Origin of the sequence: Paraburkholderia sp. Cy-641 (genome assembly GCF_011752945.1) — a bacterium.
Taxonomy (GTDB): Bacteria; Pseudomonadota; Gammaproteobacteria; order Burkholderiales; family Burkholderiaceae; genus Paraburkholderia.
The window spans coordinates 1-26,049 of sequence record NZ_VWWM01000064.1 but is presented as its reverse complement, the minus strand read 5'-3'; the positions used below and the strand labels follow the sequence as shown (position 1 = coordinate 26,049).

At 58.5% G+C, this 26,049-nt stretch carries 21 protein-coding genes and 4 pseudogenes; 10 read left to right on the top strand and 15 right to left on the bottom strand.

All coding sequences use genetic code 11. The features are described 5' to 3' along the window. Positions 1 to 8: 8 nt before the first annotated feature. The 5 genes from F3J20_RS26805 to F3J20_RS26785 form a co-directional block, all read right to left on the bottom strand. A complete protein-coding gene (locus F3J20_RS26805) occupies positions 9 to 461 on the bottom strand; it encodes a low molecular weight phosphotyrosine protein phosphatase (protein WP_167285221.1) in 453 nt (150 codons plus the stop codon). Next, entirely contained in the window at positions 458 to 1,504 is a 1,047-nt protein-coding gene (locus F3J20_RS26800) for a polysaccharide biosynthesis/export family protein (protein ID WP_240162921.1), read from the bottom strand. Before F3J20_RS26800 ends, F3J20_RS26805 begins: the two co-directional genes overlap by 4 nt. A gap of 241 nt (positions 1,505 to 1,745) precedes the next feature. Next, positions 1,746 to 3,161, bottom strand: coding sequence for an undecaprenyl-phosphate glucose phosphotransferase (locus F3J20_RS26795; protein WP_167285218.1), 1,416 nt, complete (start codon positions 3,159 to 3,161; stop codon positions 1,746 to 1,748). A 495-nt stretch (positions 3,162 to 3,656) separates the two neighbouring features. Then, positions 3,657 to 4,385 carry a carboxypeptidase regulatory-like domain-containing protein gene (locus tag F3J20_RS26790; RefSeq protein WP_167285211.1) on the bottom strand — a complete coding sequence of 243 codons (729 nt, stop codon included), beginning with the start codon at positions 4,383 to 4,385 and terminating at the stop codon, positions 3,657 to 3,659. A gap of 20 nt (positions 4,386 to 4,405) precedes the next feature. After that, the gene (locus F3J20_RS26785) at positions 4,406 to 6,790 is read right to left on the bottom strand and encodes a YjbH domain-containing protein (protein WP_167285209.1); all 2,385 of its coding nucleotides are present in this window, start codon (positions 6,788 to 6,790) and stop codon (positions 4,406 to 4,408) included. 655 nt (positions 6,791 to 7,445) lie between these two features. On the opposite strand from F3J20_RS26785, the pseudogene F3J20_RS26780 reads away from it, so the two are divergent. After that, positions 7,446 to 7,769: pseudogene (locus F3J20_RS26780) on the top strand (sugar phosphate nucleotidyltransferase); the annotation flags it as partial. Positions 7,770 to 8,067: 298 nt separating this feature from the next. Here F3J20_RS26780 and F3J20_RS26775 read toward each other — a convergent pair. Then, positions 8,068 to 8,937: an EAL domain-containing protein gene (locus F3J20_RS26775; protein ID WP_167285208.1), complete on the bottom strand. Its 870-nt coding sequence runs from the start codon at positions 8,935 to 8,937 to the stop codon at positions 8,068 to 8,070. A 411-nt stretch (positions 8,938 to 9,348) separates the two neighbouring features. Here F3J20_RS26775 and F3J20_RS26770 point away from each other — a divergent pair, with 411 nt between their 5' ends. Beyond that, on the top strand, positions 9,349 to 9,621 hold the full coding sequence (locus tag F3J20_RS26770; RefSeq protein WP_167285206.1) for a transposase: 273 nt from the start codon (positions 9,349 to 9,351) through the stop codon (positions 9,619 to 9,621). 299 nt (positions 9,622 to 9,920) lie between these two features. Here the strand turns inward: F3J20_RS26770 and F3J20_RS26765 are convergent, their stop codons facing one another. The 7 genes from F3J20_RS26765 to F3J20_RS26735 form a co-directional block, all read right to left on the bottom strand. Beyond that, positions 9,921 to 10,088 (bottom strand): hypothetical protein, encoded by a 168-nt coding sequence (locus F3J20_RS26765; RefSeq protein WP_167285205.1) that lies wholly within the window; start codon positions 10,086 to 10,088, stop codon positions 9,921 to 9,923. A gap of 304 nt (positions 10,089 to 10,392) precedes the next feature. Continuing rightward, on the bottom strand, positions 10,393 to 11,469 hold the full coding sequence (locus tag F3J20_RS26760; protein ID WP_240162919.1) for a porin: 1,077 nt from the start codon (positions 11,467 to 11,469) through the stop codon (positions 10,393 to 10,395). Positions 11,470 to 11,707: 238 nt separating this feature from the next. Further along, on the bottom strand, positions 11,708 to 12,403 hold the full coding sequence (locus F3J20_RS26755; RefSeq protein ID WP_167042553.1) for a response regulator: 696 nt from the start codon (positions 12,401 to 12,403) through the stop codon (positions 11,708 to 11,710). 33 nt (positions 12,404 to 12,436) lie between these two features. Next, positions 12,437 to 13,822 (bottom strand): sensor histidine kinase, encoded by a 1,386-nt coding sequence (locus F3J20_RS26750; RefSeq protein ID WP_167042555.1) that lies wholly within the window; start codon positions 13,820 to 13,822, stop codon positions 12,437 to 12,439. Positions 13,823 to 13,872: 50 nt separating this feature from the next. Next, positions 13,873 to 14,913, bottom strand: a complete 1,041-nt coding sequence (locus F3J20_RS26745; protein ID WP_167285201.1) for an ABC transporter substrate-binding protein — start codon at positions 14,911 to 14,913, stop codon at positions 13,873 to 13,875. Positions 14,914 to 15,038: 125 nt separating this feature from the next. Beyond that, positions 15,039 to 16,418: a sensor histidine kinase gene (locus F3J20_RS26740; protein ID WP_167285200.1), complete on the bottom strand. Its 1,380-nt coding sequence runs from the start codon at positions 16,416 to 16,418 to the stop codon at positions 15,039 to 15,041. A 2-nt stretch (positions 16,419 to 16,420) separates the two neighbouring features. Beyond that, entirely contained in the window at positions 16,421 to 17,098 is a 678-nt protein-coding gene (locus tag F3J20_RS26735) for a response regulator (RefSeq protein ID WP_167042559.1), read from the bottom strand. 328 nt (positions 17,099 to 17,426) lie between these two features. Between F3J20_RS26735 and F3J20_RS26730 the strand changes: the two genes are divergently transcribed. The 5 genes from F3J20_RS26730 to F3J20_RS26710 all read left to right on the top strand — a co-directional run bounded on the left by F3J20_RS26730 (position 17,427) and on the right by F3J20_RS26710 (position 22,542). After that, positions 17,427 to 18,446 (top strand): ABC transporter substrate-binding protein, encoded by a 1,020-nt coding sequence (locus tag F3J20_RS26730; protein ID WP_167042561.1) that lies wholly within the window; start codon positions 17,427 to 17,429, stop codon positions 18,444 to 18,446. A 38-nt stretch (positions 18,447 to 18,484) separates the two neighbouring features. Further along, complete coding sequence (locus F3J20_RS26725; protein ID WP_167285198.1) at positions 18,485 to 19,279, top strand: ABC transporter ATP-binding protein; 795 nt, start codon at positions 18,485 to 18,487, stop codon at positions 19,277 to 19,279. Between the two features lie 16 nt (positions 19,280 to 19,295). After that, positions 19,296 to 20,159: an ABC transporter permease gene (locus tag F3J20_RS26720; protein WP_167042564.1), complete on the top strand. Its 864-nt coding sequence runs from the start codon at positions 19,296 to 19,298 to the stop codon at positions 20,157 to 20,159. 292 nt (positions 20,160 to 20,451) lie between these two features. Next, positions 20,452 to 21,993: an alkaline phosphatase family protein gene (locus tag F3J20_RS26715; protein ID WP_167285197.1), complete on the top strand. Its 1,542-nt coding sequence runs from the start codon at positions 20,452 to 20,454 to the stop codon at positions 21,991 to 21,993. 231 nt (positions 21,994 to 22,224) lie between these two features. Then, the gene (locus F3J20_RS26710) at positions 22,225 to 22,542 is read left to right on the top strand and encodes a DUF4148 domain-containing protein (RefSeq protein ID WP_167285195.1); all 318 of its coding nucleotides are present in this window, start codon (positions 22,225 to 22,227) and stop codon (positions 22,540 to 22,542) included. Positions 22,543 to 22,732: 190 nt separating this feature from the next. On the opposite strand, the gene F3J20_RS26705 is transcribed toward F3J20_RS26710, so the two are convergent. Together F3J20_RS26705 and F3J20_RS26700 are read right to left on the bottom strand one after the other, a co-directional pair. Continuing rightward, the gene (locus F3J20_RS26705) at positions 22,733 to 22,981 is read right to left on the bottom strand and encodes a hypothetical protein (protein WP_167042568.1); all 249 of its coding nucleotides are present in this window, start codon (positions 22,979 to 22,981) and stop codon (positions 22,733 to 22,735) included. A gap of 244 nt (positions 22,982 to 23,225) precedes the next feature. Further along, positions 23,226 to 24,272 carry a phytoene/squalene synthase family protein gene (locus F3J20_RS26700; protein ID WP_167285193.1) on the bottom strand — a complete coding sequence of 349 codons (1,047 nt, stop codon included), beginning with the start codon at positions 24,270 to 24,272 and terminating at the stop codon, positions 23,226 to 23,228. Positions 24,273 to 24,879: 607 nt separating this feature from the next. On the opposite strand from F3J20_RS26700, the pseudogene F3J20_RS32260 reads away from it, so the two are divergent. From F3J20_RS32260 to F3J20_RS32255, 3 pseudogenes are all read left to right on the top strand, one after another. Next, positions 24,880 to 25,350, top strand: a pseudogene (locus tag F3J20_RS32260) (IS5 family transposase); the annotation flags it as partial. A 91-nt stretch (positions 25,351 to 25,441) separates the two neighbouring features. Next, positions 25,442 to 25,737 (top strand): annotated as a pseudogene (locus F3J20_RS26690) (helix-turn-helix domain-containing protein); the annotation flags it as partial. A 9-nt stretch (positions 25,738 to 25,746) separates the two neighbouring features. Further along, positions 25,747 to 25,962 (top strand): annotated as a pseudogene (locus F3J20_RS32255) (DUF6429 family protein). Positions 25,963 to 26,049: the final 87 nt, after the last annotated feature.

Genomic DNA, 26,049 nt, shown 5'->3' with positions numbered 1-26,049 from the left:
CTCGCGATTCAAAGACGAGAACCGCGGGAAAGATTCGCAATACGTTTGGTCCAGTCCTGGACCCCCCGTTCGATCAACGTCATCGCTTGCGCATACATGCGTGGCGAACGTCCAATCGGGTCCAGTACATCGACACGTTCGGACTCAGCCAACCGGAAAATACGCCCTCGCGCGGTTGGGACAAAATTCTCGATGACCTGTTTCTGCGCCAACTCCATGACTAGAATCAGATCAGCCGCGACACATATGCGTTCATTGACACGTCGAGCCCGATGAGATGACATATCGATTCCGCGATCGGACAACATCTCGCAAGCCACGCGGTCGATGGGCGTGCCAGTGGACGCGGATAGTCCCGCCGACATCACCTTGATATCGGCCAGCTCGTTCTGCAGGAGACCTTGCCCTATTGGACTGCGGCAAAGATTTCCCTCACAGACGATGAGTACGGTATCGATCATTTCGTCACAATCGCCGCGGTGAGACCAGCATTGATGGCGGGAAGAAGCAAGCTCAACACACGGCTGAAGCGAACGAGTCCATTCCCGTCCACATACACCACGTCTTTCGGTTGCAGTTCAAACTGGGTCGCGAGAATCATCGACACAGGCGAATGCGCGTCGAGGTGAAATACCTCCGGCGTGGCATTCAAAGGGCCGCGTATGACATAGATCTGCGCCGCGTCGGCGCTCGTTGAGTTGATGCTCCCCGCCTGTGAAAGCGCATCGCTTAGCGTGAGCCTTCCGCTCTTCATCGGTATCGCGGTAATCGGCTTGTTGACTTCTCCCATGACGAAAACACCGTTGTCGTCACGTGACATGACGCGGAGCATATCGCCGTTCCTAAGCAGAATGTTGGACGGATTCTGATCGCGCTCCAGCATGCTCGACAGATCCAGACGGTAAGAGATACCGCCTCGAACCAGCACCATCCTGCTTTGATCAGCAGTTGTGCTAAAACCACCAGCCCTGTTGATAGCCTCATACAAGGTCATCGGAATATCGTTGACCGGCACGCCGCCCGGCGTTCTGACTTCACCGTCCACATAAATCTGCTTGGCGCGGAACGATGCAATTCGAACGGTTAGCTGTGGCTTGATAAAGACCTTTGAAAGCTCTGCATATATCGCCTGCTGCGCCTGTTCAACAACAAGCCCGCCTACGTGTATGGATCCCGCAAAGGGAAACTGTATGTCGCCGTTGCTGTCGACGACAAAGCCTTGCCCCGGATCAAACGGCTTTGCGCTCGTCTGATTCTGCGTGCCCAGTGCAGCGGCCAATTCGGGATGATCCCATACGGTAATCTGCAGTACATCGCCGGGACCGAGCGTATAAGGAGTCGCCTTCCCTGACAGTTCGCGCTCCTGATCCGTGCCCGCTTTATCGGAACTGTCGCGCAGTTTCACGATGAGCGATGAGTTGATATCGACAATCGGAATTTGCAGATCGGCTTGCTGCCCTTTCGTGTCGACATCTCCGGTCGGAAGCGTCGCCGACACGGGCATACGCATGCCGGGGGCCACGGCGCATGCTGCAAGGCCCACACTCGCACTCACACAAATCAACCAACTCGCCAACATACGTTGCATTCTCGGCCCGAATGATTCCCTCATATGTCCCATTACATAATCCCTCGTAGGTTTCGATTGATTTTTCTTTGACGTGCGTCTATTTCTGCCTCGAATTAGCTGGCAGCACGCTTTCTCTATGGCTCTGTGCAACGGACCTGCCTACCTCACCGAACATTCAATACGCGTTCTGATGCGTGAACCCACACATAAACGTGGCAAGAACGATCTTCATATCCAGGCCAAATGACCAGTTCTGCAGGTAGTACAGATCGTGCTCAACCCGTTTCTGCATTTTTTCTATTTTGTCCGTCTCTCCACGGTAACCATTCACCTGGGCCCACCCCGTGATGCCCGGCTTGACGCGATAACGATGAATGTATCCGTTGACGATGGTTCGATACAATTCGTCGTGTTCCACGGCATGAGGTCTCGGTCCCACCACTGACATGTCGCCCTTGAGCACATTAAAAAACTGCGGAAGCTCGTCCAGACTCGTTCGTCGCAGAAATCCACCCACCACGGTCACCCGCTTATCGTTACGGGAAGCTTGCTTGACGACGCCCTGCTCACTGGCATGCATGTACATCGTGCGAAACTTGTAAATCTGGAATACGCGACCATCGGCTCCCTGTCGTTTTTGTGCGAACAGAATAGGGCCTCGAGAGGAGAACTTGACCGCAACCGCCACCAACATCATCACAGGCGCAAGGCAGATCAACGCAGCAAGTGCAAACACCCGGTCGAATACCTCCTTCGCTATAAGTGAGCGCGAGGACAGCGGCGATGCAATCAGATTGATAGCTGGCACACCAATCAGATCGATGATCGTGCTATCGAAGAGTGCAAGGCTGCTCATATCCGGAAGAAACCGAACGTTGACGAGCTCATCACGAAACTCGTTCATGCAGTGCAAGATCATGTTTTCCTCGGATAGCGGCAGGGCCAGCCAGATTTCCCGGACGTTGTCCGATCTGACGAATTTCGAAAATGCCGAAAACTCCTTGAACGACACTGCTCCAGCATGTTGAAAACCCGTGTCGGGATGCACATCGAACACCGCAGACACGCGAAACCCGCTGTCGGGAGACATCTCAATGCTGCGCACCACTTGCGCGCAATGAGATCCGCATCCAACGACCGCGACACGGCGTATGTTCAAGCCTGCGTTGCGAACGCGACGCAAGGCGGTATAGGTGGCAAATCGAAAGATGGCCAGCACCGCCCAGGTGATCGCGGTCCAGTATGCGAACCACAGCCGCGATATGACGTCCGTACGGTGCAGCGAAAACATCAGGACAAGCGCACAACCCTGCACGATCAGCCAAGCGAGAGATATCTGACCGATCAGCTTAAGCATCGGCCGTCCTCTCCATGATTGATAGACACCAAGAGCAGGAAATAACGCTGAAGCAATCGCTGCGGTGAAAGCAATAAACCCGGTATCCACATGGTTTCCGGCGACTTCACCAAAGCGGATACTCGACGCCGCGACAGCACCACCAACAATCAGCGCGATGTCGATGCATCGCGCTAGCAATCCCTGCAATTCCGGTGATCTATGTGCCTCATACGTGACAGATTTCGAACTCATCACCCCAGGCCCCGATTTATGGTTTTCACAATCACTTACTACTTCTCACTCACTGAGTTGGTCATTTCCAGCGATAAAACATTTATTGCTTTTTTAGGCTTTCAGCCTTTTAATATTTGCGGAGCCTTTAGTCTCATCTCCATCGGAACAAATACGTGCTGCGGACGGCAATTCAGGCCAAGCAAACAGATAGCGTCGCGGCTTCGTTCTGTGCTGAACGACTTCTTTAGCCGTCCTCGTATAACGTGCAGCCCATTGTCGTGACTTCTTTAAAGCAGCAAATATGCCAACACGGAAATCGCGCTGTAATTCCTGCGAGTCGTCCCGGAAGTCAAGCTGCATAGCGTTTGGGCGCTGACGGGAGCAAAAAACCAGAAGCTATCTTGATGGATTACGACAGTCCGTAACGTAACGGCACACCGTAACGCCACCTCAGATCACGCGTGACGAACAAAGCCAACGTGATTGAATGGACGCCCATAGGCGTCCATCCGCTTATTTCGTCGTCGTGCCGGCGCCGCCAGTGCCGCCTGTACCGCCAGTCGGCCCGGTGTTACCGCTTCCAGAGATGGGCGACGCCTCACCCGCCGAAACCGCCGCGGCGGCAAGCGACGTCGAGGGTTGCCCGTTGCTGGAAATCGCACCCACCGTCAGCAACGTATCGAGATCCGAGTCGGCTCCGCTTTGTCCCGGTGTGAAAGACACCATGAGGAATGACGACGTCGAAAGCGTCACGCCATACATCTTCTTGATCAGTTGCGCCACACCGGCTTCGGCGTTCTGGATCACGCTGGGGTTGGTCAGCGCCGATTGGTAGGACGCGTTGGACGCAATGCCGGACAGGAGACCATCCACGGTCGTCCCCAGCTGACCAGCCAGGTAACTCAGCAACAGTTGAGTCAATGGCGTCACGTTGTACGTACCCGCACCGCTAGCAAACGAGTGAATCGTGGCTGCGCCGTTTGACGCGGTGATCGCGCACGGACCGTCAAACTGGAACGATGCGGAATAGGCACCGCTCGCATTGGCGGTCGCGCTTCCCGCACCGTTCTTACAAGTCAACTGAATGCTGGCATTCGCCATGGCAGCACCGACAGCGGCAGTGCCGCTGACCGTTCCCAAAGGCGAAGTGCCGCCACCTCCGCAGGCAGCGAGCACGGTTGCCGAAAGCATCATTGCCCCTATCTGCAGGGTGCGAGTCGTTGCGCGACTAAAAGGCTTCATTCTCAATCTCCAAATAGAAGTCACTGATCACTAACAGGTGACGATATCGACATGTCACCTACCTTGAGCGCATCGTTCCCGAACGATTCAGACAAACTCGCGGGTTTGAGCGAAGAACGCTGCATATTGCCGCCGGCCCCTTGAATCCCCGCCTTTGCATCAGGACTCGCATAACGGAGATAGGCGTCCCGCATCCGGTAAAGCTGAGTAGAGAAATACTCGCCACTGAAACGCCCCTGGTTCAGCAAATACTGCTGGGTGCTATACGGGAAGCTCATGTTCTGCACGGCGTCGGGCGACAAATAGTTTTTCGAACCAACACGCGTCTGGAAGTCGAGTGCAAACTGTTCCGAGCCATATACCTGCGTGAGGCCCGGCTTCATGCCTTGTCGCGGCGTCAATGGGAATGTCACGGTCGCTCCGACAAAGCTGCCCATGCCGCTATGCTCTGCATGTACACTGACCGACACGTCATCGAACCATCTCGTGAACGTGATCAACGGCCCCTTGTCACCGGCGACATATCGCGCAACGCCAGCCTCCACCCAAAGATTCCACTCAGGCTTCACCCATCGATAGGTCAGCATTGCATTCTTTTCGGCGGGAAACGCCTGACTACCTGGCTCCTCATGCAGGTATGCGAGGCGCAGCCGAACGAGGTCAGGTCGCCCAGGAACAAAAAGCGTAGTCTCGTTCTCAAGGCCGACATAGTGGAAATCGAATTTGCCGACCGCGGCCACATTAAAGATTTGTGGGCTCAGCCAGAAGCTTTGACCCAAGGCGACCGCCGACAATCCGCCTCGCAGACGGTATTGACTGAAGACCCGGCCATCGTCCATGTTCTTCGTGTTGTATAGCGGCGCGATATAGCTGGCGTAGAGTTCCGCGCCTTTCCACAGTGGGACGAAGCCTTCAATGTTTGCTCCCAGTGAGATATCGAAGTTTCCGTACTCCGTTCCATAGAGATAGCTCGTAACTGGTTCGATCTGGATTCGCGACAAGCCGTGCTTATGCTCGTCACCCTGCCACGAGATTGAATCGGTGTCATAGGTTGGCTGCGTACGCATCGTCATCGATGCGCTTGCCGCAGTCGGTGCCCCCCCTTCGATGAATTTCGCGAACGCTCTGCGATCTACCGAGACCTCACCTATCGCCTGATTGGCTTTCTTGATGACGGCACGAATCTTTTCGATCCGGCTCGGAGCTTCAGAACTCGCCACGCCAAGCACGATACCCAGCGCATCCGCCTCGTTCTGGTTGTAGCGATGATTTTCATATTCGACTACCAGATCGCGTCCAGAAATGCCGACGCGAACCCTTTCCAGTCCTGCCGCAAACAATTGCGCAGTGATCGCGTCAAGCGAAGCTGTATCAGTTACGCCTATAGGCGACAGCGCCGGCCGGGGCGACCCAGTTACCGATGTATCAGCCAACACCAGCCTGGTATTTTCCTGAAGCGGCGACACATAGGTAATCGGCAATGCCGCTGGCGCTTTATCGTGGCTATACGATGACAGGTAAACAGGACCCGCGACGGTGTCCGGCGCAGAATCCGGCATTGCGGTATCGCTAACCGCAGTGTCCGCGGAAGCGCTGCGCTCCTTGCACAGCCCCCCGGCACATCGATCCGAATCAAAGCGCTTTCCGAGCGGTATCTGCACTGCAAGGGAAATCGATGTGCGCGGCGCCACGCTATTCGTCGAGCGCAGCGACCGCATAGCGGTCGCGATCAGGTTCGCGTCGCCGAGCCAGCTGATACGCGGTGACTGATAGCGCACACCGACGTAAGGCGTCTTCGAATCATCCTCGGCAAGCAGTGAAACTCCGGTGCTCCAGAGTGATAACTGAAGACCACCGAATAGTCCGTCAAGCCTATCGCCGTGACCATACCCCGCGGTGAGAGCTACAGGCCCAAACGTCTGAGACACGACACCGTACGTCGAGCGAAAATAATGCGTCCGACCGCCAATATCCGTCGTACCAAAAGCAATAGACGGTTGATATTTGAAGAATTTGGGAATCTCGACCTTGGCATTGGCCACTAAATGACGAATGACGGTGTGATCGCCCTGTGAAAACTCAGCGGGACCAACAAATGGGTAATTCGCCAGCCCGCCTGACACTTCGACATACGGCAATATGCCGAATGCCCCCCAATAGACTTGCGAGCTCGTCGCCTGCCTTCCGTACCGCGGATCGATATAGTTGTTGAACTGCGCTTCTGCCGTCCCAACAGGCAGCGTGAATGCATACGGGATGGTGAGGCCACCCGATTGTCCGAGCGCATTGAGCGCGGGCTCGACCGCGCGAGCCGTCGATGCAAACGACAGGAACACGGCCCATGCCAACGCATGCGGCGCGAGACGAAATCCACGCGTGCATCCGAACCGGTTCATTGACCGCATTTCACGCGTTCACGCAATTTGGTTCTAACCACGTCACCCGCAGCGCAATACCCCGTAATGCAAACCCTTTCCATAGTTTTTCTCGTGCTACCTTTCTTACGCCGACCGTTCGGAAAAACGACGCCATCGCGGTCGCTTTTAAACGCTGGCTGTGTTATCTATCCGCACCACGCGATTCAGGGTGAACTCACCAACCCCAGCACACGAGGAATTCGTTCGTTTGAAACTTCCCGGGCTGTGGCTGCGCAATCTTGTCAATGGAATGCAAAGAATGAGTTACAAGCAGTATCTGTGCCAATTGGCATCGGCGCATACAGACTGATCGATAGGAAACCGCGCAAAGGCGCGCCAAATGGGCCGCACGGGTTTTCTACTTCCGGAGCATATGAGTAAGGCAAGCTGAAGGAATGAGCATCCTGAAAGGCTCTGTCACGTTACGCAGCTCCGTAACAGTCCGGCACATTCAGGAACGCCCCTAGCCGTGGACAAGACGATCACCATACAAATCGAGGTCGCCGAGGAAAAGAGCCACCAATAAGAGACTGCACGCTACCTTTGTTACCTCACAAATGGTGAATCCATACGGTAACGGCTTGATCCGCGGCAAACACACTCCTTACCGTGCAACCCACCTCACCTCCACCAGCAAGCCGGTCCGTCGCCGCGCGGCGAACTCGAAATCACCGACGTCAACCCGTGCTATCTCGCGAACGCGGCGCTCAACGTCGAGATCGTGGGCCGCGGCTATGCGTGGCTCGATACCGGCACGCACGATTCGCTGATCGAGGCTGCGACCTTCATCGCGACGCTGCAAAAGCACCAGGGTCTCGTGGTCGCGTGTCCGGAAGAGATCGCGTACCGCCGCAAGTGGATCGACGGCGAACAGTTGCTCGCGCTCGCCAGGCCGCTCGCGAAGAACACCTACGGGAAGTACCTGCAAAACATGCTTACGGATCACGTCGCATGGCCATCCAAATGACCATGATCGCTTTACGCTAAATGAGGGATGGTCGGGATGTGTGGAAGTCGACGCTGAGCGATCGCTTGACGTCGTCGCTCAGACACATCGCGAGCCGATGTCCTGATCTCAATCATTTCAGACATCGGCCAAACAGCAAACTGTGCAGCCACCCATTTCCCACAATCGCGGCTGGGTTTCGGAAACGTAATTGCCCTTAAATGTTCTGACTCAGGCGAACGACAATTGAATCAGACAGATGCAATTAAATAGCCTCGGCACACAAACTCAAAGCACGCAATACCACGCGTCACCGCCCTCACGTTGCGCACAGCACGTCCCTCAACCCCGCCTGCGGCCGCGCCAACAACGCCCCCTGCGCCAACACATCGGGCCACCGGCCCAACCACTCGAACTGCTCCCGCGTATCGACGCCATTCACAACCACCCGCACACCGAGCTCACAGAGCAGATCCATCACCGCCGACATCACCACACAAGCTCGCCTGTCACGCGGCACCGCGCTCATCAATTCGCGCGCAATCGTAATCGTGTCAACATCGAGCGCACCGAGCAACGCAAGTGACGACGCCCCATTCCCCCAATTCCCCAGCGCCACACCCACGCCGGCCTCGCGAAGCCCTTCCGTCATCGTGCGCAGCGAAAGCAGCTTCGCCGCTTCGGCGCTATCGGTCACCTCGATTTCGAACAGATGCAGCGGCACACCATGCGATTGCGCAGCACGTGCGAGGTCATCAGCAAACGAATCGAGCAATGCGATCTGCGTGGGCACCGTGATCGCTATGGGCTGCAACGGTAACTGCATGGCAACGCAATCGCGCAGTTCGCGGCATATGCCATCCACCACGAATGCGGCCATTTCTCGTGCCACTTGCGGATGTTCAAGTGGCATCATGAAGATACCCGGCAGCAGTAATCCGTATTCGGGGTGCGTCCAGCGAAGCTGGGCCTCGAGCCGCGCCGGCGCGCCACCTTCCACGCGATATGCACCCTGAAACACGAGATGGAACTCGCCAGCATGCAGGCCTTCGCAGACACGCGTCTCCAGTTCGCTAAGTCGCGCGGTCGTGTTGTCGGCGCCGTTCGCATCGTTCTGCGCGACGGCGGCCAAACGCGCGGTCATCGTGCGCGCAAGCGCGACATGTTTCGCAGGGTCAAGCGTGTGCATGGTGAATACGTCTTTTTGTATAAACGCGCATATGCAAGCACGAGTCGCGCCAGATATGATACGGATTCGCCGATTATTTGCAAAAAGACCGTAAAAGTCTTTTCGATCAAGGACTTCGGGAACAATATCTTGATGGGAAAAATGGCTGTGGCACACCGTACGATGTTTGCGTAACGTCGCACGTTACGTTGCGTTGTGTTGCCCGTGACGTAACGCAACGACAAGCGCGGCCCTATCACACCATACGGGCGGGCTCGTATATCGGCATAAAATGCAGGAGATTAAGAAAGTCAAATACGGAAAATTGCGTGCCTAACCATTTGACCGGCTCTGCAAGATTGACTAGTATCCGCTCCGACGCAATATTGACCAGCGACTGCGAATTTCCCTTAAGTTCATTCAAGGCAGCCGATGCTAGAAATCCCGCTCTCCGACGCCAACTGGGATCGCGTCAAGAGTCTGTTCCCCGAACCGCCCGCCTCAACTCGCGGGCGGCCACGCCGCAGCGATCGCGACATTCTCGACGCCATCCTGTGGCTACAGCAGCGAAAAGAAAAATGGCACAGACTTCCGGCAACATTTCCACCGCAACAGACCTGTTATCTGCGCTATACGATGTGGAAAAAGGCCGGCATTTTAAAGCAGGTGAATGAGTTACTCGCCATCGACGAAACAGATGTTTGAATCCATCGACTCAAACGGATACAACTCGTCTGCACACAAGACCAGATACAGACGTTTAATTGCCGCGCCGTAGTCTGTCCGTCGTGACCTATTATCGTGGCGTAGCCTACCTCTTCAACCTTATCGAAACATTAAGAAAACTCCCGTCTCAGTACTTTTTTCTCCAACCTTAACAACAACTTAAGCCCCACCAAAAACACAAAAAATATAGTCCTCAAGCCCCCTCGAACGACGCCGATAGACAGAGCGCAGTACTCGTTTTCCAACCAGGAGAGAGAAATGTCTATTCAGGCAGTTGGTCAAAACCCGGCGGGACCCACAGGTTCTGCTGTCTCGTCGGGTTCGGCCTCGGCATCGGCATCGACGGCACCCGCATCCAGCAAGAGCGCTTCGTCGTCGACAGGATCGTCCACCAGTTCCACCACCTCGTCGTACACGGTCAGCATCAGCAGTGCCGCGCGCGCCATGCTGGCCGAAGCCAGCGAGACGTCGGTTCAAACCGCGCAGGAAGCGGCAAAGGGTGATCATCAGGCCCAGCGTCTGCTCGCGAAGGAGGCAGCAGCCAAGGCAGCTTGAGTAACGTCTACAAAGGTCCTCCCAAAAAAAGACCGCCGCCCGAAAAACCGGCGGCGGTCTGCCTTCAGCGCAAGCGCAGAGATACCCGAGCAATAGATTGGGCTTTCACCGCGAGAAATGCTCAGCCTAAAGAACGCTCGACCTCCCGCAACGCCCACGCCACTCTCGCGAAACAAGAGACACGAAACCCGAACCTCAGAACCGCGTACGAATACCCGTCGTCAATTCCAGCTGATTCTTCGCGCCATACGTCGTCGCCACGACGTAACCGTTGTGCAGCTTCATATAGTCACCGGCCACATATAGTTCGGTGCGCTTCGACAGGTGATAGAACATCGACGCGTACAGGGTTTCCTTATAGCCGCTCGCGGTGCCCCCATCGGGATTGAAGGCGAGGTTGGCATTCGCGGTGCCGCCGTTATCGTCGAATGCCGCATTCGATGCATGCATCTGCTGGTAGCCGATTGCGTAGTCGAACGGTCCCTTCGGCGAGAGTTTGAGCGACACGGTCCACGCATTGTCGTGACGTTGTCCCAGCGCGCCCTGATCGCCCGTGTAGTGGAAATAGCCGGCGTTCACGCGAACGATGCTATACGTGTAGTTGCCGCCGATCGAATACGATTTGTTCGTGAAGCCGTTGTTGTTGACATGGTTGAAGAACGCGGACACATTGAACGGTCCGCCGTTATAGCCGAGTGCGCCGGTGTAGGTGGCGTCGGTGCCAAAACTCGTGTGATTGCCGAATGCGTAGCCCGCCGCAGCAAATATGCCGTTGCTGAACAGCTTTTTCCACACCACGCTGTTTTCATAGCGAGTACCCGTGGCACTGCCCGCGTAGAAAATCAGTTGCTTGAAGTTATTGGCATTAGTCCAGCCGCCTTCTTCGGTGGTCAAGGCGACGCTGCCGTATGGGTCGCCGTAAATCGCGGCGGCATCGCGTGCCACGGTGTTCTGGAAGCCCGCCGTCACCTTGCCGAACGTGTCGCTTTCGATACCCACCCATGCGTCGCGATCGAAGATCTGGCCCGGGTCTTCCATTGCGCCATCGCTCACGCGGTATTCCGCTTCGAGCCTGAAGATCGCCTTCAGCCCGCCGCCGAGATCTTCCGCGCCTTTCATGCCGAAACGGCTGCCGCTAAACCACGGCTCGCCGTTAATGCCCATCGAGATGACATGCTTGCCTTCGGCATTCGCATTGGTCTGATACGACACCGCGCTCAAATCCATCAAACCGTAAAGCTGCACGCTCGATTGTGCGTGAACGTTGCTCATGGCCAAAGCACTGCCGCCTGCCACCAGCAAAAACCTGGTCTTATTCCCCATCTTCTCCTCCGTTCCTGCTGTGTTGAATTGATCGGACATCTGCTTGCATAGCAATGCCAAGAATAGTCAGAGCAACCCTTCACGCCTCTTTCGCGCAGGAGCGGCGGAAGTCGGTGAAAACACTAGAACGTATGATTTTGACAACAGAAGACGGGTAAACGAAACGCGTATTTATCGCGCTGTCGTCTCAGGTCGCAGCAAATGCCTCGTGCGGTTCCTCTTCGCGCAGAATGTAGCCGAGTCCGCGCAGCGTCATGATCTTCGCGCTCGATGCCGCGAGATGCTTGCGCAAGCGGTGAATATAGATATCGATCGCGTCGGCGCTCGGCTCTTCGTCGAGCGTGAAAACCTTGTCCATCAGCGTCGCTTTGGAAACGGTCTTGCCCTGCTTCAGCATCAGCGTCTCGAGAATCGCGTGTTCGCGGCGGCGCAGTGGCAGACGCTCGTTTTGCAGCAGGAATTCGCGCGAATCGAACAGATAGCACAAATCTCCGCATTCGATCTGCTGCCCCTTGTCGCCCGCCGCCTGACGGCGGATCAGTGCCTTGATGCGCGCCACCAGTTCGCGCGCATCGAAAGGCTTGACGACATAATCGTCGGCGCCGGCGGAAAAGCAGGCCACCTTGTCGTCGGTCGAGCCATTTGCGGTCAGCATCAGCACCGGCACGTTGTCGCGCTTGCGGCGCAACCGCTTGAGTACCTCCTTGCCGCCGATGCCGGGCAAACGCATATCGAGCAGCACCGCGTCATAGCATTGCAGACCGAGCAGCGTTTCCGCGCACTCGCCGTTCTGCGCCCAATCGATGGCGAATTGCTCGACCTGCATCAGGTTCATCACCCAGCGGGCGAGGTCCGCGTCGTCTTCCACGAGCAGTAGTTTCATCGTTCCTCCCTCTTTTGCGGGTCGCGCGACGCGTCAGGCTGCGCCGATCCATAAAGGCATTTCGACCGTCGCGACGAGGCCGATACCGTCTTCATTGGGTTCGAGCCTCACGCTACCGCCCTGGCGTCGCGCAATCTCGCGCACGATCGGCAAACCGAGTCCCGTTCCTTCGGCATGACTCGACGCGCGATAGAAGCGCTCGAACACACGCTCGCGTGCTTCGGCCTTGATGCCGGGTCCGTTGTCGATCACGCGTACGATCGCCATCTCATCGCGCCGCCGCGTCTGCACGGTAACGTGACCGCCGGCCTGGATATAACGCAGCGCGTTATCGACGAGATTGGTCACGAGCGCAGAGGTCAAGGCTTCGTCGCCGGTCACGTATAAGCCGTCTTCCAGCTCGGCACCCAGATCGATTGCACGCGACTGTGCGAACGCAATCAAGTCTTCGAGTACGCCCGCAATCAGCGCGCTCAGATCGATACGCTCGCGCACACTCGACGGCGCAACCGACTCGGCCTGCGCAAGCAGCAACAGCTTGTTGGTCAGCGTGGTCAGCTTACGGCTGCTCTTGTGCATGCCCGCGAGCGCTTCGGCGAGCGGTGCGTCCCGGTTGTCGCGTTGCCGCGCGAACTGGATCTGCGCGACCAGCAGCGCAAGCGGCGTGCGCAACTGATGTGCGGCATCGGAAATGAACTGCCGTTGCGTCGCCGCCTGCTGGCCCATTCGCGCAATGCACTGATTAATCGCCTCGACAATCGGCCTGAGTTCGACATGCAGACGCGCGACGCGAATCGGTTCGAGTTGCGACGCATTGCGATCGGCAACGTCGTCCTTCACCTTCATGAGCGGCAGCAACTCGAAGGTCAAGCCGAGATAGACGAACACCATCGCGAGCACCAGCGTCAGTACTTCGCCGGATAATTGCGGCCGCAGCAGGCGCCACACCATCGCATCGCGCGAGCCCTCGGTCTTCGCGACCGCGACGATCACCTCCTCGGTGCGCCCCGAGTCGTAGAGCTGCCGCACATAAGCCACCGCGCGCGCCTCGCGGCCGTCGTCGAAATGCGTGGAATAAAGCGTGGGACTATCGCTCACGTGCGGCGGCAGCGGCAGGTCGGGACTGCCCGCAAGCAGACGATGTCCGCTCGCCTCGACGCGATAGAAAACGCTGTCCTGTTCCGGCGATTCGAAGAGTTCGAGCGCAGCCGGCGGAATCTGAATGGAGACCGAAGAACTATCGTCCCAATCGATATCCTCGCCGATGATCCGCATCGACGAAAGCAGTGCGTTGTCCTGCACGAGATCCGCCGTGGTCTGCGCGAAGCGATATGAAATCGCGACGGAAATGGAGACGAATGCGGCCAGCGGCAACAGGAGCCACCACAGCAAACGTCCGCGCAAGCTGCCTGAAAACACGATGCGTCGATCCTTTTGTGTTCGAAGCGACAAGCGCGGTCAACCCGCTTTCAAGGCTTCACGTCACTGACAAACTGATTGGTAAACGTGCGCGACAGATCGATATGCCGCCCCTTCACTGTCGGATTGAATGCCGACAGTACTTTGAGCACCGTCTGCGGACCGTCGGCGGGCATCTTGCCGTCCACGGTGTACATCGGCAGCGAAGCCTGCAATGCGCTGACATAAAGCACCCGGTCGCCGCCAATCGCTTCTTGCGGCATCTGCGCGGCAATCTGTTCCGCGCTATGCGTGTGCATATAACGCAGCGTTTTCACGAATGCGCGCGCGAGTTTGGCGGCTTCGTCGGGATGCGCGTCGAGCCAGGTACTTTGCATATAGAAGCTCGACGCCGGATAGGTGCCGCCCAACGCCTCGCGCGTACCGTCGACGTTGCGCATATCGACGAGTACTTTCGCCTCGCCGGCTTTCAATAAGCGAGTGACGGTCGGCTCGGTCGTCATGCCCGCCTGAATGTGCCCCTGCCGCATTGCCGCAATAAAACTGCTGTCCGCGCCGACCGGCAACAGCGTGAATTGCGTGGACGGCACGCCGGCGCGTTGCGCGAGGTATTGCGTGAGAAAACTCGTCGACGAACCGAGCCCGGTTACGCCGAGCGTTTTGCCGCGCACGTCGGCCATGCTTCTAACGGAAGCGGCCGATTTTGCCGCGACCAGTTGCACTTCACCGGGCACCTGAGCGAATACGACGATCGTCTTCACTTCCTTGCCGCGGGTCTGCAAATCGATCGTGTGATCGTAAAAGCCGACCACACCCTGCACCGCACCCGCGAGCATTTCGTTTTCGCCGTCGATTCCAGTCGGTTGCGACAGCAACTCGACGTCGAGCCCTTCCGCCTTGAAATAGCCGAGCTGTTCGGCAAGACGCGCCGGCAAATAAATAAGCTTGTCGATGCCACCGACCATGATCGCGAGTTTCTCCGGCTCGGCGGCTTGCGCGGGCGTCGCGAGTTTCGCGAGCGCGCACAACACGAGCGACGCCGCGACGGCGGCACAGGCCGCGCGCGAGAAACGCGTCAGGGGAAGCTTCATTGCGGGTGTCTCCGTTGTCCTGCTTCGTGGCGCCGCGCGAGTCGCCTGTGCCTGATTCTGAAGGTGCGAACCCTTCCCGATGCTTTCACAAATGTGAAATAGCGCGAACCTCGGGTTTGTCCCGATCACTTCATCGCCGCACGCGGAAACATCACGGCAATATCCACGCCCTTGCCGCCGTCGCCCGCCTTCAGCGATATCTCGCCGTGATGCGCATCCGCAATCTCACGCACGATCGCGAGTCCAAGCCCCGTGCCGTCCGTATCCGCCGAGGCCCTGAAAAAAGGCTCGAATACGCGGCTGCGCGCTTCGGCCGGAATGCCGGGGCCGTTGTCGATGACGCTTACCGTGACCGTATTGGCATCGGCATGCACCGCAACCGTCACGTGACCGCCGCTGCCGGTATAACGAATCGCGTTCTCGGCGAGATTCGCTATCAGTGCCTGTAGCAATCCACGATGCCCCAACACTGGCGCGGCGCCGTGCAACTCCGCGCCGAGATCGATTTCGCGCGCCTGCGCGAGCAACGCAAGGTCTTCGACGACTTCCATCGCGAGCGGCACCAGGTCGACGCTTTCCATTGCGAGTTGCGCGCTGTCGACAGCCTCGGCCTGCGCGAGCAGCAACAGCTTGTTCGTGAGCGCGACCATCGACCGGTTGCTGCGATGCATCGCGCCCAGCGCTTCGTCGAGCGCGGGATTGATCCCGTCCTGCTGCCGCGCGAATTGCAGTTGCGTACCGAGCAGCGTCAGCGGCGTGCGCAACTGATGCGCAGCATCCGCGATAAAGCGGCGTTGCACCGCCACCTGCAAGCCGAGCCGCGCAATGCACTGATTGATCGCATCGACGATGGGACGCAATTCCGTGTGCAAACGCTCCACGCGAATCGGCTCGAGTTGCATCGGATCGCGATCGGCAACCTCGTCTTTCACTTTCATCAGCGGTCGCAATTCGAACGTGAGTCCGATACAAACGAGCGCGACCGCCAGCACGATCATTTCGATCTGCCGGATCAGTTGCGGCTGCCATAGCTGTTTCGTCATCGCGTCGCGCGAGCGCACGGTCTTGCCGACCGTCACGCGCACGCGCCGCGTCACGCCGTTGTCGTACATGAGCCGCGCGATATCGACCGCGCGCACCTGCTGGCCGTGCAACGCCGTGTAGTACGAATCCGGCACGTCGGGCGCCCGCGCGGGACGCGGCGGAAAATCGGGCGTACCCGCGAGCAACTGCCCGTCGTCGACACGCACGCTATAGAACACCTGGTCGCGATACGGCGAGGCGAAAATCTCGAGCGCGGCGGGCGGCACGTCCACGCGCAGAAATCCGTCGCGCCATTCGACTTCCCCCGCGATCATGCGCGCCGACGCCACCAGTTGGTTGTCCTGCACGAGATTCGCGGTACGCCGCGCATTGTCGTATTCGGTCTTGCCGGTCCCGAACACATAGAGCGCGAGCGGCACGAGCAGCCACCATAGCAAACGTATACGCAGGCTATTAGCCATTGTCAGTGGTCGTCTTCTTTCTTGCGCAGCAGATACCCGAGCCCGCGCAGCGTGACGATCGCTGCGGAACTGCCGTCGAGCTTCTTGCGCAAACGCGAGATATAGATCTCCACCGCGTCTTCGCTGGGCTCGTCCGCGAGCGTGAAGATCGCATCGACGAGCGCGGGTTTTGTCACCGTCTTGCCGAGGCGCAAAATCAGCGCTTCGAGCACGGAGCGCTCGCGCGGCGTCACATTGAGCGGCGCGCCTTTGAGCGTGAACTGGCGCGTGTCGATATCGAACGACAGATCGCCGCACACCACCTCGCTCGCTTTCGACGGCGACTGCCGGCGAATCGCAACCTTGATGCGCGCGATCAACTCACGCACTTCGAAGGGCTTGACGAGATAATCGTCCGCGCCGGCGCCGAGCAGTTCCACTTTTTCGTCGATCGAACCGCTCGCGGTCAGGATCAGCACCGGCGTCGCATCGCCACGCTGACGCAAACGGCGCAGCACGTTCTTGCCCGAGAGCTTCGGCAAATTCAGGTCGAGCAGAATCACGTCGTAGTGATTCGTGCGCAGCAGGCGGTCGGCCTCGTCGCCGTCCTGCACGGCATCGAGCGCGAATGCCTCCTGCTCCAGCATCTTCGCGAGCCAGTGCGCAAGCGTGGGATTGTCTTCGATGAGCAGCAGCTTCATGGCGGCAACGGCAAAAGTCAGGCCGTCGATTGTGCCGTAAAACAGGGGGTTTGCGCGCTTCCTGTGGGATTTGCGCCATACGTCCCCTGCCCGCTGTCGACGCCGGTCAAGCGCGTCGCGCAGTGGCGGGCTGATTGCGGCTCGCTTGCGGCTTAAGCGCGGCTCGTTTTCAGCACATTCCCGGCGCATTTTCGGGTTAACACCCATGTTTCGCGCTCCCTCCCGAAAGCTCGCAGAAGGTTTCGCATTTTTATAATCGCCGCCATTCACCCAGAAAAGCGCCGCTTATCAGGCCGCGGCGACCACACTTAATTAAGGAGACTGCTTCATGCGTACCTTGCGCCAGATTGCCGCCGTGTCAGGTGTTGCTTTCGCCCTTGCCGCCGCTTCGGCCGCCGCTCACGCCGAAAAGATCACGATCATGGTGGGCGGTGCCACCAAGATCATCTATCTGCCGGCCAAGCTGACCGAACAGCTCGGCTACTTCAAGGACGAAGGGCTCGACGTCGAGATCCTCTCGCAACCGGCCGGCGTCGACGCGGAAAACGAACTGCTCGCGGGCGCGGTGCAAGGTGTCGTGGGCTTCTACGATCACACGATCGATCTGCAAAGCAAGGGCAAGGAAATTCAGGCGCTGGTCGTGTTCGGCCAGGTGCCCGGCGAAGTGGAAATGGTTTCGACGAAAGCAGCCGATACCCTTAAGAGCATGGCCGACACGAAAGGCAAAACGCTCGGCGTGACCGGCCTCGGCTCGTCGACGAGCTTCCTCACGCAGTACCTCGCGCAACGCGCGGGCGTACCGGCCACGCAATACACGCTGCTGCCGGTCGGCGCCGACAACAGCTTTATCGCGGCGATCAAGCAGAACCGCATCGACGCGGGCATGACCACCGAGCCGACCGTTTCGCAATTGCTGAAGACCGGCGACGCCAAGGTTCTCGTCGACATGCGCACGCTCGACGGCACGCGCGCCGCGCTCGGCGGCACGTACCCCGCATCGAGCTTCTACGTGCAGCGCGCATGGGCGGAATCGCACAAGGACGAGGCCGCGAAGCTCGCGCATGCCTTCGTGAAGACGCTCAACTTCATTTCGACGCATAGCGCGGAAGATATCGCCGCGCAAATGCCGAAAGACTACTACGGCAACAACAAGGACCTGTACGTCAACGCGCTGAAGGCCTCGCTGCCGATGTTCACGAAGGACGGCAAGATGCCGGCCGACGGCCCGGACACGGTGCTGAAAGTACTGTCGGCATTCAATCCGTCGGTGAAGGGCAAGCACATCGATCTCGCCAAGACCTACACCAACGAATACGTATCGGCGCCGGTCAAGACCGCGTCGAAGTAACGCTTCTTTCATATCCAGAGAACTGCGAGGCTCCGCCGATGAATCAACCTATGTCACGCGATACGCCAGCAATTGAAATGCGCAACGTGTCGTGCCGTTTCATTTCACCGGACGGCAAGGCAACCATCGCGTTGCGCGATTTCAGCATGTCGGTGGCACGCGGCGAATTCGTCGCGGTGGTCGGCCCGACCGGCTGCGGCAAGTCCACCACGCTCAGCATGATTACCGGTCTGCTGAAACCCACCACTGGCGAAGTGCGCGTGATGGGCGCGCCGGTGGACGGCATCGATCCGCGCATAGGCTTCGTCTTTCAGGCCGATGCGGTGTTTCCGTGGCGCTCGGTGCTCGACAACGTCGCGGCCGGTCCGCTCTATCGCGGCCGCTCGAAATCCGCCGCCTACGACGAAGCGAACGAATGGCTGCGCCGCGTGGGCCTCGACAAGTTCGGCAAGCACTATCCGCATCAACTGTCCGGCGGCATGCGCAAGCGCGTCGCGCTTGCGCAGACCTTCATCAACAAGCCGGAAATCCTGTTGATGGACGAACCGTTCTCGGCGCTCGACATGCAGACGCGCACGCTGATGCAGGACGAACTGCTGCAATTGTGGGGCGGCGTCGGCTCGGTGGTATTCGTCACGCACGACCTCGAAGAAGCGATTGCGCTCGCCGACCGCGTGTTCGTGTTGACCGCGCGCCCCGCGACGCTGAAGAAAGTCTACGAAATCGATCTGCCGCGCCCGCGCGTCACCTCGGAGATTCGCTACGACTCGCGCTTCATCGAGATTTCGCGCGACATCTGGCACGACCTGCGCGAAGAAGTGCAAATCGGTTAATCAAGGAACGGCAACCATGTCCACGCCCTCTCAACAGATGATGCCGTCCGGCATCGACGCCGCATCGCTCGCTCAGGTCGAGCGCATTGCGCAAAAGAAAATCCGCCAGCGCCATGTACTCGTCGTCTCGCTGCGCATTCTCGTACTCGTGGTCGTGCTCGGCGGCTGGGAACTGTCCGCGCGCCTGAAATGGATCGACCCGTTCTTCTTCTCGATGCCGAGCGCGATTTTCGAGCAGATCGTCGACTGGTTCGTGAACGGCACGTCGCAAGGTCCGCTGCTTACGCAGGTATGGGTCACGCTCGAAGAAACCGGGCTCGGCTTCATTATCGGCTCGGTCGGCGGCATCTTCTGCGGCATCGTGCTCGGCCGCAACAAGCTGCTCTCGGACGTATTCAGCCTCTACATCAAGATCGCCAACTCGATTCCGCGCGTCGTGCTCGGCTCGGTGTTCGTCATTGCACTCGGGCTCGGTATGGCGTCGAAAGTGGCGCTCGCCGTCGTGATGGTGTTCTTCGTCGTATTCGCCAATGCATTCCAGGGCGTGCGCGAAGCAGACCGCTACATGATCGCGAATGCGCAGATTCTCGGCGCGTCGCGCCGCCAGGTGACGACCTCGGTCGTAATTCCGTCGGCGCTCAGCTGGATTCTCGCCAGCCTGCATGTGAGCTTCGGCTTTGCGCTGGTCGGTGCGGTGGTCGGTGAATTTCTCGGTTCGAAGCAGGGCATCGGCCTGCTGATTTCCACCGCACAGGGCGCGTTCAACGCAAGCGGCGTGTTTGCGGCAATGATCGTGCTGGCCGTGGTCGCGCTGGCAGCGGACTATCTGTTGACCGCGATCGAGAACCGCCTGCTGAAATGGCGGCCGACTTCGGTTTAAGCGCAGCGTAATCGCCGCGCCGTTTCGAATCCGGCGCGCAAAGCTGTACCAATCGTTTCCCGATTCATCACGAATGCCGTTCGGTCTTTGGCCGAACGGCATTTTTGCTTCTATATCTTCCGAATCGATCTCGCTCGACTTCGCTGCGCCGATCATGCGCGATGGGTCGCCCCCGCCACTCACGCGTTTCCGTTTTAGCCGGGCTCTTTCGCGACCAGACGTTTTGCGCTAAGTTGGCAGCGCCGCAACCGCACCCAACCACCCAACTCTGTCCCACCTGGAGCGATAAAAAATGAGTGACGTCCAGCACAGCGCGCAGAACGATCCGATCGAACATGTGGTTCTCCTGCTGATGGAGAACCACTCGTTCGATCAGATGCTCGGTTGCCTCGACGCCGTGCATGACGGACTCGACGGCGTGCGCAACGCCGCCACGAAATCGAATGCCGACGGCCAGGGCCACACGTTCCACCCTCGCGCCACGCGCGAGCGGCAAATGAAGCACGATCCGAATCACGAGCACGAGGCCGTAATGGAGCAGATTGCCGCGGACAACAGCGGCTTCGTGCGCCGCTTCGTGAAGGACTATCCGAAGAGCAGCCTCGCCGCGCGCCAAGACGTGATGGGCTATTACCCGCTCGGTTTTCTGCCCGCGCTCCATACGCTCGGCAAGCAGTTCACCGTCTGCGACCGGTGGTTCTCATCGCTGCCGGGGCCCACGTGGCCGAATCGCTTCTTCGCGTTGACCGGCACGTCGATGGGTCAGGTGGCCATGCCATCGGGACTCGATGCGCTCAATCCGCACTGGTACACCGAGCAGAGCCAGGACACGATTTTCGATCGGCTGAATGCGGCGCAAAAAACATGGAAAGTCTATTTCTACGACTTTCCCGCATCGCTGCTCTTGAAGAACCAGCGGCACGCCGCGAACCTCGCGAACTATCATCTCTTCGAGACGTTCTTTCACAACGCAGCCGGCCCCGCCGACGCGTTTCCGCAATTCGTGCTAATCGAGCCGAAGTACTTCGGCGAAGCGCAGAACGACGATCATCCGCCGCACAACATCATGAAAGCGGAGAAGCTGATCGCCGATACCTACAATGCGCTGCGCTCGAATCAGGCGCTGTGGGAACGCACGTTGTTAGTGATCCTGTACGACGAACATGGCGGCTTCTACGACCATGTGTCGCCGCCCTCAAACGCCACCGCGCCGGACGACCACACCGCGAGTTTCGACTTCACCCGGCTCGGCGTGCGCGTGCCCGCGATTCTCGTGTCGCCGTGGTGCAAGGCCGGCGTGTGTCACACGCAGTTCGACCATTGCAGCCTGCTGAAATACCTGTGCGACAAATGGAAACTCGCGCCGCTTGGGCTACGCACGCAGAAAGCATCGAGTGTGGGCGAAGCAATGGGCGGCACCGATGTCGCGCGTACCGATACACCGGCTTTTATCCGCGTGAGCAATCAATTGCTGATTGCCGAGCATGTGGAACTCGAACGCAAATCGTCGAACGGCAATCAGCACGGACTGCATTATTTCGCCGATTACCTGCACGAGGAACTGGACCGGCTTAGCGCGAACGCGGTGGCATCGGCAGCGCAACTCGCGAACGCCGGCAACGCGTGGGTACGCTTCAAAAGCACGTTGGGCTCGCTAATGACGAGCTTCGGGCAATGGCTCAGCAAGGATTTCTACGCAGCGCGGGACCAGCGCGATGCGCGCACGAGCGACGCATTCACGCGTCTTTCGCAATCGGTCCGCAAAACGACGGGCGCGCCATCGAAAGATGCAAGGGCCAATACCGATCAAACCCGCCCCGTTTCTCCGAAATAGCATCGGCTCGGAGCATTGACCCATGTCTCTTCGGATCGCAGCTCGCGGCTCACGCGAACCGCATAAGCACGCGTTAACCCTTAAAGGTTCCGCAGCTTTATCTCAAAATTAGCAATAAACATTCAACGGATGACCTATTACTCTCTCCAGTTATCGAAATTACAATGCAATCACTGACTACGAACAACAACGTTCGCAGCACGACAAAACCCAAAACTGGAGGTAAGTATCATGAAATCGCTCATTCAAGCCGTTGTCATTGCCGCCGCAATCGCCGCTCCTGTCGCTTCGTTTGCGCAAACCACCCAGCCCGTGACCCGCGCCCAGGTGCGCGCCGAACTGGTTCAACTGGAAAAGGCCGGCTATCAACCCGGTCTCGCCGACCCGCAGTACCCGGCCAACATCCAGGCCGCTGAAGCTCGCATCAATGCGCAAAACGGCGTGAGCCAAGCCGCGGCAAGCGGTTTCGGCGGTGTGACCAGCGGTTCGTCGCAATCGGGCCGTGTGGCTCCGGCGACTGGCCCGAAGTCGGTCTACTTCGGTCAGTAAGCAACGCAAGTCGTTAAAAAAACTGGCCCGCGTCCGGTGATACCCGGACGCGGGCCAGTTTTGTCCTGTATGTAACCGTTACCTCCGTCATCGGGCTTCCGATGACTTAGCCCGGACCTTCACGGTCTGGGCGCTTTTTCACGGCGCTCTGCGTGCGTCGCGCCGAATACCCGGCAACGCTATCAGCCGCTCAGTCGCGCGCGATCAGATCGCCGACCTGACCGCGTCCGGTCACGAGGCAGCTCGACAGAAAGCTCTCGCTCTGCGCGCTGGCCCCGGCTTCTCCAAAGCCCTTCTTCACAGCGTCCGATTTGACGAGCGCCGCGCCCTGGTGGCACGTAATCGTCCCAACCTCGCCGGCCTGAGCACGCATCAACGCCCTATCTGCCATCAGATAGCCAAGCAAAAGCACCAAGGCAATGTTGAACGCCTGTCGCATGGGTCGCCTCCTCTTTTGGAAGAGACTAACGCGAAGCGCGAGCGCACGGTCCTAGGGCTTTCCCGATTATCTGCTTATTTCATGATCCCAATTAAATCGGGTAGTACTCCGCCGCGATTTGCAGTGAAATAACGCGTATTGCCAATTTTTGCCGGGGCCGATGCACCCTGTTCCATTTTGACCGACTCGATGCAATGCGAATCGAATGTCCGTTCGCCCCGCGCGCAGCCCCTATGTGAAACGCTTACAACCGTGCTTCGATCCGCCTGATGCGTTTCTCGATCGCATTGCGCACCAGCGCATTCGAGGGCACCAGCAGCAGCGACGACGCGATGATCCGATATACCGCATGACGCGTGACTTTCGATACCTTCGCAGGATCGAGCCATGCGTCGTTATCCGCGAGCAGCACGAGAGTGTCGAGGCCGATCAGAATCGGCCACAAGCACGCGAGCCGCAAGCGTACCGCATGGGCCGGAATCGCGAGCGTGTAGTCGAGCGACGCACGATAGTGCTCGATCGCCTTGCGCAGAAGCTCGACGAGCAACGGCCGCGCGCGCATCGAATTGGCCGGCTCCAGCAGTTCCTCTGCGCTCAGGCCGTGACGCTCCAGCATGTTCTGTGGCAGATAACAGCGGCCAATGCGCAAGTCCTTGCCGCAATCGCGCAGCACGTTGGTCATCTGTAAGGCCTTGCCGAAACGCACGCCGAGTTGCGTCATCGTATCGGGCAGCTCTTTCAGCGTGCCCGGCATATGCGCGTAAGTCATCGTGGTCCAGAATTCGCCGACGCAGCCGGCAACCAGATACGTATAGCGATCGAGTTCGCCGTATACGCGCAGCGCCGCGATCTGGCCGGCGCGTTCGTCGGGGAACGTGCGCAGATCGAATTCCATGCCTTCGGTCAGCGTCGAAACGATTTCCCGCACGGCCTTGCGGTCGGATTCGCCCAGTTGCGACAACACGTCGAGCGCGGGGCCCAGCGATTCGAGCAGTACTTTTTCATCCGATTGCACCTGCTGGCCCGCGACTTCGGCAGCGATGCGCTGAAACGGCGCGCTATCGACAGCCACGCCATTCACCTGCTCGCGCAGTGCGAGCACTAATACGAGGCGTTGTTCGGGCGGAATCAGCGAGGTGTCGGCAATCGTGTCGGCCGCGCGCGCGAGCAGATAGGCAAGGCCGATCGGATCGCGCATGCCGGCGGGCAGCACGCGCAGCGTCAGATAGAAGGAGCGTGAAACGCCTTTCAGGAGCGGGCCGAGAAGGAAGGCCCGGGTCGGAGTCGGCATGGGTTGGATCGGATCGCGGTACAAGGCGTAGGAAAAAATGCGTTCAATCAATGCACTGACGGATGCGTTGCGGGTAGGTCAGGCTGTAAAAATCAGGTGCTGCCGCATTGTATACGCCGACGCGTTCATGCCACGTCCTCGATGCCCACTCCTCGAAGTCTTCCAGCGGCGAGGGCTGTCACGCCCGTGTCACGATATGACCCGCCCAAGCCGTCGCGGAGCCTCTCCGGAAACCTTGAACTTCGACGGGTAGATTAGGTATCACAGCAATGGAAGCCGACGACTATGGCCTGTTTACATTCAATGAAATATGTCTACATCTTGTCTTTTGCGCGAGTGGGCCAAGATGATTCGAGCGTTAATGAGCGATGAAGTAGGGGCACGAATCGAATCTGTCTTGCCGGGCAAAGAAGGCGATCCAGGACGAACGGCGACCGACAATTGCTGGTTTGTCGAGGCTGTCCTCTGGATCGGCCGGACCGGTTGCCGAAGGCATTCGGCCGATGGCACAAGGTGTACATGCGTTTTCCAGGTGGCGTCGCAAGGGTGCGTGGGAACGCGTGATACACGCAGTAGCTGACGAAACCGGGATCAGGCATGTGCTGATCGATTCGACCATCGTGCGCGCGCACCAGCACTCGTCCGGCGCTCGAAAAAAACGGACCGCACGCGCTCGCGAGGTGGACTGACCACCAGGTTGCACCTGACCGTCGATGACGCTGGCCGCCCTCTGCGGTTGATGGCCACCGAAGGGCAAGTTTCCGATATTTCGTGCGCGAATGAACTGGTTGAGCATTTGCGCACCGGCGCGATCATTGCCGACAAAGGCTACGATTCGAACGCCTTTGTGGAGCGTATCCGCAGTACGCATGCGAAGGCCGTAATCCCGCTGCGTTCGAACCGGAAAATCAGGCGTCGCTATAGCCGCGTGCTGTATCGGCCCCGGAACATCGTCGAACGCTTTTTCAGTCGTATCAAACATTTTCGTCGCGTCGCCACTCGCTATGACAATCGCGCAGGGAACTATCTCGCCTTCGCTTCGCTTGCCTGTGCCTTTGGACCACTCGTGAGAATGTGAACAGAACCTAGTGTAATGAGTTAGAAATTCGTTGAACAATTTGCTGCCTGTCGTACCGTGTAGTGAGTGCGACGGACACGAAGAGGCGGCCATGAGCGGAAGACCCAAGGCGGAACTCGTGTTGAGCGAAGCGGAACGCGAGCAGCTCACGGCCCTGATGACGCGCCGCAAGACGGCGCAGGCGTTGGCATTGCGAGCGCGGATCGTGCTGGCCTGTGCCGAGGGCACCGACAACAGAACGGTCGTGGCGAAACTGCGGGTTACCCAGCAAACTGTCTCGAAGTGGCGTGGGCGCTACGCAATGCATCGGCTGGAGGCCTGCTTGACGCACCGCGTTCGGGCGCATCCAGATCGATCGACGACGCACGTGTTGATGCCGCTCTCGCGCTTCTCTATTTGACACTGCATGACCACAACCGAGCATGGAAGAGCTTCGATTGAGATGCGCTCAACCGACTCTACGAACGCGGCCTAATCGGCGGTCCGGTCAATAAAGCAAAATCCGTGATCGTCACTGACGACGGTTTGCTCGAATCCGAACTCATCTTCAAGCAGCACTTCGTCATAGCTGGTGGAGTTGACCCTGCAATCCCGGACACAGCCTCACACTAAGGTTGCTGAATCCATCGAGCGCCGAAACTCGCGAGGCGAGCGGTATTTCAGCGCGCTATGGGGATGCTTCTCGTTGTAATGCTCGAA

What these genes read in the sequence shown, in the direction of transcription:
- F3J20_RS26805 (WP_167285221.1), bottom strand. Translation starts at nt 461, where the DNA reads ATGATCGATACCGTACTCATCGTCTGTGAGGGAAATCTTTGCCGCAGT.
- F3J20_RS26800 (WP_240162921.1), bottom strand. Translation starts at nt 1,504, where the DNA reads ATGCCCGTGTCGGCGACGCTTCCGACCGGAGATGTCGACACGAAAGGG.
- F3J20_RS26795 (WP_167285218.1), bottom strand. Translation starts at nt 3,161, where the DNA reads ATGAGTTCGAAATCTGTCACGTATGAGGCACATAGATCACCGGAATTG.
- F3J20_RS26790 (WP_167285211.1), bottom strand. Translation starts at nt 4,385, where the DNA reads ATGAAGCCTTTTAGTCGCGCAACGACTCGCACCCTGCAGATAGGGGCA.
- F3J20_RS26785 (WP_167285209.1), bottom strand. Translation starts at nt 6,790, where the DNA reads ATGCGGTCAATGAACCGGTTCGGATGCACGCGTGGATTTCGTCTCGCG.
- F3J20_RS26775 (WP_167285208.1), bottom strand. Translation starts at nt 8,937, where the DNA reads ATGCACACGCTTGACCCTGCGAAACATGTCGCGCTTGCGCGCACGATG.
- F3J20_RS26770 (WP_167285206.1), top strand. Translation starts at nt 9,349, where the DNA reads ATGCTAGAAATCCCGCTCTCCGACGCCAACTGGGATCGCGTCAAGAGT.
- F3J20_RS26765 (WP_167285205.1), bottom strand. Translation starts at nt 10,088, where the DNA reads ATGGCGCGCGCGGCACTGCTGATGCTGACCGTGTACGACGAGGTGGTG.
- F3J20_RS26760 (WP_240162919.1), bottom strand. Translation starts at nt 11,469, where the DNA reads ATGAGCAACGTTCACGCACAATCGAGCGTGCAGCTTTACGGTTTGATG.
- F3J20_RS26755 (WP_167042553.1), bottom strand. Translation starts at nt 12,403, where the DNA reads ATGAAACTACTGCTCGTGGAAGACGACGCGGACCTCGCCCGCTGGGTG.
- F3J20_RS26745 (WP_167285201.1), bottom strand. Translation starts at nt 14,913, where the DNA reads ATGAAGCTTCCCCTGACGCGTTTCTCGCGCGCGGCCTGTGCCGCCGTC.
- F3J20_RS26740 (WP_167285200.1), bottom strand. Translation starts at nt 16,418, where the DNA reads ATGGCTAATAGCCTGCGTATACGTTTGCTATGGTGGCTGCTCGTGCCG.
- F3J20_RS26735 (WP_167042559.1), bottom strand. Translation starts at nt 17,098, where the DNA reads ATGAAGCTGCTGCTCATCGAAGACAATCCCACGCTTGCGCACTGGCTC.
- F3J20_RS26730 (WP_167042561.1), top strand. Translation starts at nt 17,427, where the DNA reads ATGCGTACCTTGCGCCAGATTGCCGCCGTGTCAGGTGTTGCTTTCGCC.
- F3J20_RS26725 (WP_167285198.1), top strand. Translation starts at nt 18,485, where the DNA reads ATGAATCAACCTATGTCACGCGATACGCCAGCAATTGAAATGCGCAAC.
- F3J20_RS26720 (WP_167042564.1), top strand. Translation starts at nt 19,296, where the DNA reads ATGTCCACGCCCTCTCAACAGATGATGCCGTCCGGCATCGACGCCGCA.
- F3J20_RS26715 (WP_167285197.1), top strand. Translation starts at nt 20,452, where the DNA reads ATGAGTGACGTCCAGCACAGCGCGCAGAACGATCCGATCGAACATGTG.
- F3J20_RS26710 (WP_167285195.1), top strand. Translation starts at nt 22,225, where the DNA reads ATGAAATCGCTCATTCAAGCCGTTGTCATTGCCGCCGCAATCGCCGCT.
- F3J20_RS26705 (WP_167042568.1), bottom strand. Translation starts at nt 22,981, where the DNA reads ATGCGACAGGCGTTCAACATTGCCTTGGTGCTTTTGCTTGGCTATCTG.
- F3J20_RS26700 (WP_167285193.1), bottom strand. Translation starts at nt 24,272, where the DNA reads ATGCCGACTCCGACCCGGGCCTTCCTTCTCGGCCCGCTCCTGAAAGGC.